5 protein-coding genes and 1 pseudogene are annotated in these 5,746 nt (G+C 63.0%); 3 read left to right on the top strand and 3 right to left on the bottom strand.

The window, feature by feature from the left end; genetic code table 11:
• Window positions 1-204: 204 nt before the first annotated feature.
• Genes B4E36_RS16660 through B4E36_RS16650 form a run of 3 tightly spaced genes read right to left on the bottom strand, consistent with a single transcriptional unit; the run spans window position 205 to window position 3,234 of the window.
• Window positions 205-1,524 carry an HlyC/CorC family transporter gene (locus B4E36_RS16660; protein WP_292057977.1) on the bottom strand — a complete coding sequence of 440 codons (1,320 nt, stop codon included), beginning with the start codon at window positions 1,522-1,524 and terminating at the stop codon, window positions 205-207.
• Window positions 1,521-2,648, bottom strand: a complete 1,128-nt coding sequence (aroB, locus tag B4E36_RS16655; protein ID WP_292057975.1) for a 3-dehydroquinate synthase — start codon at window positions 2,646-2,648, stop codon at window positions 1,521-1,523. The genes B4E36_RS16660 and aroB overlap by 4 nt, the downstream gene beginning before the upstream one ends.
• 4 nt (window positions 2,649-2,652) lie before the next feature.
• Window positions 2,653-3,234, bottom strand: a complete 582-nt coding sequence (locus B4E36_RS16650; RefSeq protein ID WP_292057974.1) for a shikimate kinase — start codon at window positions 3,232-3,234, stop codon at window positions 2,653-2,655.
• A 101-nt stretch (window positions 3,235-3,335) separates the two neighbouring features.
• On the opposite strand from B4E36_RS16650, the gene xerD reads away from it, so the two are divergent.
• The 3 genes and pseudogenes from xerD to B4E36_RS16635 form a co-directional block, all read left to right on the top strand.
• The gene (gene xerD, locus B4E36_RS16645) at window positions 3,336-4,274 is read left to right on the top strand and encodes a site-specific tyrosine recombinase XerD (protein ID WP_345900586.1); all 939 of its coding nucleotides are present in this window, start codon (window positions 3,336-3,338) and stop codon (window positions 4,272-4,274) included.
• Between the two features lie 74 nt (window positions 4,275-4,348).
• Complete coding sequence (locus tag B4E36_RS16640) at window positions 4,349-5,302, top strand: acetyl-CoA carboxylase carboxyltransferase subunit alpha (RefSeq protein WP_292052670.1); 954 nt, start codon at window positions 4,349-4,351, stop codon at window positions 5,300-5,302.
• A 142-nt stretch (window positions 5,303-5,444) separates the two neighbouring features.
• A pseudogene (locus tag B4E36_RS16635) lies at window positions 5,445-5,746 on the top strand (hypothetical protein); the annotation flags it as partial.

Genomic DNA, 5,746 nt, shown 5'->3' with positions numbered 1-5,746 from the left:
GAGGGGTGAACCCTATCCGAGAGCGCATGGAGTAGGCGGCTTCTGCCCATACCCCTCTCTGTCGCTTGCGCGACATCTCCTCCTCAAGGGGGAGATTGGGAACGGTGGGGCCTCAGGTGGGGGGAAGCCTCGTGATTCGGCGGTTATCGGTTAAAGATATGCAGTTCGCCGGCCCGCGCTCAGGCTCGACGCCGGTTCGCCCCATCACTCCGCCGGCGGGGTTGCGGTGGCGGCGGCGCCGAGGGGGCGGATGCGCAGTTTGGTGATGCGGTTCTTCTCGCGTTTCATCACGATGAAGCGCTTGCCGTAGAAGGTGAAGGACTGGCGCTCCTCGGGGATGGTCTGGCTCTCGTGGATGACGAGGCCGGCAATCGTGGTCGCCTCCTCGTCGGGCAGGTTCCAGTCGAGCGCGCGGTTGAGGTCGCGGATCGGAACCGTGCCGTCGACCACGATCGAGCCATCGGCCTCCTGCTGCACGCCGGAGATTTCCAGATCGTGCTCGTCGGCGATATCGCCCACGATTTCCTCGAGAATATCCTCCAGCGTGACGATGCCCTGCACCTCGCCATATTCGTCGACCACCACGGCGATATGCACTTTGCGGCGCAGGAAGGCGTTGAGCTGGTCCTTCAGATTGGTGCTGTCGGGCACGAACCACGGCTTCTGCGACACCTTGACGATATCGATGGTTGACGGCGCGGCATGCGGTTCGGCGAGCGCGCGCGAGAGGTCCTTCGAGTGGACCACGCCGATGATGTTGTCGATCGAGCCGCGCCATACCGGAAGGCGGGTATAGGGGCTTTCGAGCACGGTCTTGACCGCCTGTTCCGGCGGGTCGTCTGCATTGACGGCGCGCATGGCGGTGCGGTGGATCATCACGTCGGAAACTTCGAGTTCGCCGAGATCGAGCACGCCGCCGAGGCGGTCTCGGTCGGCCTTGATCACAGAGCCCTCGCGGTGGAGAAGATCAACCGCGCCGCGAAGTTCCTCATGCGCGGTCAGCATCTCCGTGCCCTTGGTCAGAGTCACGCCGAAGATGCGCAGGATGCCGCGGACGACGATGTTGACGAGGCTGGAAAGCGGGCCGACCACCAGAACGAACACCCGCACGAAGGGCGCCACGACAAGCGCGAACCGGTCGGTGGCCGAGATCGCCCAGCTTTTCGGCAGCACCTCGGCGAAGATCACCAGAAGCGTCGTCATGATCAGTGTCGCATAGGCAACGCCCTTGTCTCCGAAAATGCTCAGGAACAGCGTCGTGGTGAGCGACGAGGCCAGAATGTTGACGAGGTTGTTGCCGATCAGAAGCGCGCCGATCAGCCGGTCGCGCCTGGCGATCATGGCATTGACGAAGCCGGCGCGGCGGTCGCCCTGCTGCTCGAGCGTGTGCATGCGGGCCCGCGAGACGGCGGTCAGCGCCGTTTCCGAACCGGAGAAAAAGGCCGAGACGACGATCAGGGCGAAAATGATCGCCATGGTGAGGCCGTAGTCGGAGAAGAATTGCGAAATATCGCGTGTGGTCATTGCGGATGTTTTTCCGTCAGAAACGCCAGAACCTCGGAGGGCGGCACGTCATCAGCGATGAAGGCTTCTCCGATGCCGCGGGTGAGGATGAAGGTCAGCTTGCCGCCCTTCACCTTTTTGTCCTGGCCGATGGCATCCAGCATTATATCGGCATGGGGCAGGTCCCCGTCAATATCGCCAAGCGATGTCGGCAGGCCCGCTTCCTTCAGATGCGCCGCCACGCGTTTGGCGTCGTCCGGGCTTGCGAGGTTCATGCGCGCGGAAAACTCGTGCGCCAGCACCATGCCGATCGCGACGCCCTCGCCGTGGACCAGCCGGGCGCTGTCGTAACCGGTGGCCTTTTCCAGCGCGTGACCGAAGGTGTGGCCGAGGTTCAGCAGCGCGCGCCGGCCGTTTTCGCGCTCGTCGGCGGCAACGACGGCGGCCTTGGCCGCGCAGCTTTGCGCGATCGCCTCGATCCGGGCATCGCCGCCGGCAAACACCGCCTCGCGGTGCTTTTCCAGCCAGTGGAAGAAGTCGGGCTGGTCGATCAGCCCGTATTTGACGACTTCGGCATAGCCCGCGGCGAATTCGCGCGGGCTCAGCGTATTGAGCGTTGTGGTGTCGGCGAGCACCAGATCGGGCTGGTGGAAGGCGCCGATCAGGTTCTTGCCGTGGCGCGAATTGATGCCGGTCTTGCCGCCGACGGAACTGTCGACCTGGGCCAGCAGCGAGGTCGGGACCTGGATGAAGCGCACGCCGCGCCGGGCGATGGCGGCGGCAAAGCCGGTGAGATCGCCGATCACGCCGCCGCCGAGCGCGATCACCGCGTCGGAACGTTCGATCCGGGCTTCGAGGATGAAATCGACCACGGCGGTGAGGTTGTCGAAGCTCTTTGTTTTTTCGCCCGCCGCAAGCGTCATCGCGAACGTCTCGATGCCGTCGGTCTGCAGGCTTTCGACGAGCGTATCGAGGTAGAGCGGCGCGACATTGACGTCGGAGATGATCGCGACCTTGCGGCAGTCAAGCCGGGCGAGCGTCTCGCCGCCGGCGCTGGTCAGAAGGTCCGGGCCGATCAGGATGTCATAGCTGCGGTCGGCGAGATCGACGCGGACGATCCGCTTGTCGGATACGCTTTCAGTCATGGGACTATTTTCCTTCATCAACGGCGGCGAGCGCCTTCAGCACATCGCGCATCACGGCTTCCTTGCGGACATTGCGGGAGTGGACGGTGACGTCGGCCTTGGCATAGACCGGATAGCGCTTGTCCATCAGATCCTTGAGCGTCTGCTTAGGGTTCTCAGTTTTTAAAAGCGGGCGGGTCTGGCGGCGCTTGACCCGGTCCCACAATGTCTCGAGGTCGGCCTTCAGCCACAGCGACAGGCCGGAACTGGCGATCAGTTCGCGGTTTACAGGGTTGATGAACGCGCCCCCCCCGGTGGAGACGATCGCGGGCCCCTCTGCCAGCACGCGCTCGATCACCCTTGTTTCGAGCGCCCGGAATTCCGGCTCGCCGTATGCGGCAAAAATATCGGCGATCGACATCTGGGCGGCGGATTCGATTTCGTGGTCGGTGTCGATATAGGGCAGGCCGAGCTGGGCGGCGACGAGCTTGCCGATCGCGCTCTTGCCGGCGCCCATCAGGCCGACCAGGATCAGATTGCGCCCGGCAAGGCCGGCAATCGCCTTTTGCCGCAGTCCCGCGCCGCCGGTATCTTGTTTTACGTTCATAGCGTGCCCATTCTTGTCCTGCCACGTATCGGCAAATGCCGTGATGGCGTCAAGGCGAAGGGCGTCGAATTCCGGTTTCAGATGGCAGGGAGTTAAACGCATTGGATCTTTCCGGCGCCCATATCGAGGCGTTCATCGAAATGCTGAGCGCGGAGCGGGGGGCGGCCGTCAATACGCTTGCCGCCTATCAGCGCGATCTCGATGACTATCGCGATTTCATGATCGACCGCGGGGTCGCGGTCGATGACGCGGCTTCGGGCGATGTTTCGGCCTATCTCTCGGACCTCGCAAAACGCGGCTTTGCGGCCACGTCCCAGGCAAGGCGGCTTTCGGCGCTGAAGCAGTTCTATCAGTTTCTCTATGCGGAGGGCCTGCGCGGCGACGATCCGACCGGCGTCATCGACGCGCCGAAAAAGGCGCGGCCGCTGCCGAAAACCCTCTCGGTCGCCGATGTCGACCGGCTGCTGGACCAGGCGGCGGCCGAGGCCGGCGCCCCCGGTCCACAGCATTTTGAAAAGCTGCGCATGAGCGCGCTTCTGGAGACGCTTTATGCCAGCGGCATGCGGGTTTCCGAGCTCGTCACGCTGCCGGCGAATGTGATGAAGAAGAAGGAGCGGTTCCTGACCGTGCGCGGCAAGGGCAACAAGGAGCGCGCCGTGCCGTTGTCGTTGAGGGCGCTGGAAGCGCTTGCTGCCTTCGATGCCGAGCGGCAGAAGGCAGCGGACGACGATGAGAACCCCTATCTGTTCGCGTCGAGAGGCGCTGCCGGGCATCTTTCGCGCCAGGTCTTCGCCCGCGACCTGAAAGGCTTGGCCGGGCGGGCGGGGCTCAGGACCACAGCGATCTCGCCGCATGTGCTGCGCCATGCCTTCGCCAGCCACCTGCTGCAGAACGGCGCGGACCTGCGCGCGGTGCAGGAAATGCTCGGCCATGCCGATATCTCGACCACCCAGATCTACACCCATGTCCTGGAAGAAAGGCTCCGGGAACTGGTGGAAATGCATCACCCCCTTGCAAAAGAAGCCAAAAAACGGGATTAAGCGGCACAATATTGTAAGTGGAAGCCCGAGAACGCGGTTCCGGGCGCGGCGGAAAACCCAGGGAAATTGCGACAATGTACAGCTATCTCGATTTCGAAAGGCCAATCTCCGACCTGGAGGCCAAGATTATCGAGCTGAAGAAACTGGCCGACGACGGCGAGAGCATCGACACGTCGGAAGAGATCGCGCGCCTGGAAACCCGCGTCAGCGAAGCGATGACCGATATCTATGGCAAGCTTTCGCCATGGCAGAAGGCGCAGGTGGCCCGCCACCCGCAGCGCCCGCACTTTCTCGATTACGCCAAGCGGCTATTCACCGAGTTCACCACGATTGCCGGCGACCGCAATTTCGGCGAGGACGCGGCGATCCAGGCGGGCCTTGCCCGGTTCCGCGGACGCCCGGTCGCCGTGATCGGCGAGGAGAAGGGGCACGACACCAAGAGCCGGCTGAAGCATAATTTCGGCATGCCGCGGCCGGAAGGCTACCGCAAGGCGATCCGCCTGATGGAGCTTGCCGACCGCTTCAACCTGCCGGTGATCTCGATCGTTGATACCCAGGGCGCCTATCCGGGCGTCGGCGCGGAAGAGCGCGGACAGGCGGAAGCCATCGCCCGCTCCACCCAAATGTGCCTCAGGATCGGCGTACCGATGATCACGCTGGTGATCGGCGAGGGCATGTCGGGCGGCGCGATCGCGATTGCCGCGGCCAACCGGGTCTATATGCTGGAGCACGCGATCTATTCGGTGATTTCGCCGGAGGGCGCGGCCTCGATCCTGTGGCGTGATTCCGCCCGCGCCAAGGAAGCGGCCACCAACATGAAGATCACCGCCCAGGATCTGAAGGGGTTCGGCATCGTCGAGGAAATCATCCCAGAGCCGGTCGGCGGCGCGCATCGCCATGCCGATACCGTGATCGATGCTTCGGGCGACCAGATCGCCGAGGGGCTCAACGAATTCGAAGGCAAGTCTTCCGAGGAAATCCGCAATATGCGGCGGCAGAAATTCCTCGCCATCGGCCGCAATCTCTGAGGGCTGCATGCTCTCGCCGGGTTGCCGCTAGCGGGGCGGAAAGAAAGAGTTAACGCTTTCTTGAAGTTTGACTGTGCATTATGGTGCCATTCAGCGGCGGGCGACCGTTGCGTTTGAAGGCAAAATCCGGCAGGTTCTATCCATGCGCTTGACTGTACTGGCCCCGATAATGTTCGCCGCTGTGGCGCTGACGGGCTGCAACAGCTTTTTTGACAGTACCGACTTCTCCTCCGTGCAGGAGAAGATGAACTATTCTTTGCCGTCTTCCATGGTGGCGAAGATGAGCAAGTACGACATGGCCAAGAACGCGCCGATCACGATCCGGATTTTCAAGGAAGAGGGCGTTCTCGAAATCTGGAAGCAGAAGCGCGACGGCACCTATGGCGAACTCGAGACCTACGAGATCTGCGCCTGGTCCGGCAAGCTCGGCCCGAAGAAGAAGGA

Origin of the sequence: Martelella sp. UBA3392 (assembly GCF_002358775.1) — a bacterium.
In the GTDB taxonomy this organism is placed as follows: Bacteria; Pseudomonadota; Alphaproteobacteria; order Rhizobiales; family Rhizobiaceae; genus Martelella; species Martelella mediterranea.
Note: the sequence above shows the minus strand (reverse complement) of the source record. Positions and strands in the feature narration are given on the sequence as shown.

Coding starts and splice junctions, on each gene's coding strand:
- B4E36_RS16660 (WP_292057977.1), bottom strand. CDS start 1,524: ATGACCACACGCGATATTTCGCAATTCTTCTCCGACTACGGCCTCACC.
- aroB (WP_292057975.1), bottom strand. CDS start 2,648: ATGACTGAAAGCGTATCCGACAAGCGGATCGTCCGCGTCGATCTCGCC.
- B4E36_RS16650 (WP_292057974.1), bottom strand. CDS start 3,234: ATGAACGTAAAACAAGATACCGGCGGCGCGGGACTGCGGCAAAAGGCG.
- B4E36_RS16640 (WP_292052670.1), top strand. CDS start 4,349: ATGTACAGCTATCTCGATTTCGAAAGGCCAATCTCCGACCTGGAGGCC.